2 protein-coding genes are annotated in these 1,229 nt (G+C 68.7%); one reads left to right on the top strand and one right to left on the bottom strand.

Annotation, left to right across the window (positions count from 1 at the left end; all coding sequences use genetic code 11):
* Positions 1 to 199 (bottom strand): hypothetical protein (locus ABZ635_RS27115; RefSeq protein WP_357770087.1); only part of this gene is annotated, 199 nt, incomplete at its 3' end.
* Between the two features lie 383 nt (positions 200 to 582).
* Between ABZ635_RS27115 and ABZ635_RS27110 the strand changes: the two genes are divergently transcribed.
* Complete coding sequence (locus tag ABZ635_RS27110) at positions 583 to 1,107, top strand: lytic polysaccharide monooxygenase auxiliary activity family 9 protein (protein WP_357770085.1); 525 nt, start codon at positions 583 to 585, stop codon at positions 1,105 to 1,107.
* Positions 1,108 to 1,229: the final 122 nt, after the last annotated feature.

Genomic DNA, 1,229 nt, shown 5'->3' with positions numbered 1-1,229 from the left:
GGTTGGTGCCCGCCAGTCGGACCGGGTTGGAGCCGGAGTTGACGAACGCGATGTCGGTGTCGTCCACGTAGTGCCAGTTGAAGGCGTAGCCGATGACGGCGCCGACCGGGGCGCGGACGACGAGCGCCGGGTTCTCGACCCGTTCACCTTGTGGGGGAAGGTGAATGTCACCTCCGAGTGAGGTCTGGTGGGACGTCATGACGGTCTACCTCTTGGTCCAGTCCCGTCACGTGGGCCCGGTGCCGGACACCGACCGGTATCGGTCCTGCTCGGGACGCCCGCCGTGGTTCCCAACCGCCCGTACCAGCGCCGGAAGTCGCGTCACTGGGCCGTTCCACTGGTACGGGTGTCACAGCACACCCACAGGTAACAGGGACCTTGACGACGGGTGACGGGCTCTTTACCGTCCTCGGTACTGGGTGGACGGAGGCTCCCGAAACCCACGGGAACGTTCCCGGGCACCCCCGCCCGGGCCCACGGAAATAACCGGCCGTGGGTGCGTCCCACCCGCCCTGGTCCGGAGACGGTCCGGGTCACCCCGCTACGGCCCCCAGGGTCGTGACCCAGAAGAAGGGCTCCCTCATGAGCATCAGCAGCAAGATCCGCTCGACCGCGGCCGTCGGTGCCGCCACCGCCCTGGCCTTCACGTTGATGCCCGCGGGCACCGCCAGCGCGCACGGCTACATCAACAACCCGCCCAGCCGCCAGGCCCAGTGCGCCGCCGGAACGGTCTCCTGCGGCCCCATCCAGTACGAGCCCCAGAGCGTCGAGGGCCCCAAGGGCCTGATGAGCTGTTCGGGAGGCAACGCCGCCTTCTCCGAGCTGGACGACGACAACTATGGCTGGGACGTCACCCCGGTCGGCAACTCCGTCACCTTCGACTGGACGATCACCGCCCGGCACTCGACCAGCACGTGGGAATACTTCATCGACGGTCAGCAGATCGAGAGCATCGACGACGGCGGTGCGCAGCCGCCGGCGAACTTCTCCCACACCGTCGACCTCTCCGGCTACAGCGGTGAGCAGACGGTGCTGGCGCGCTGGAACGTGGCCGACACCCCGATGGCCTTCTACGTCTGCGTCGACCTCAACGTCGGCGCCCTCTAGGCACCCGGAGGCCCCCTCCTCCGCTCGCCGCGAACCAGATGCCGGACGTGCTGTACGCGGTCTCCGACTGGCTGCCGCTCAGCCACGCGATCGACGCGGTCAACGCCGTGGCGGCCGGTGAC

The sequence above is a fragment of the Nocardiopsis sp. NPDC007018 genome (assembly GCF_040635075.1).
Lineage (GTDB): Bacteria > Actinomycetota > Actinomycetes > Streptosporangiales > Streptosporangiaceae > Nocardiopsis.
Note: the sequence above shows the minus strand (reverse complement) of the source record. Positions and strands in the feature narration are given on the sequence as shown.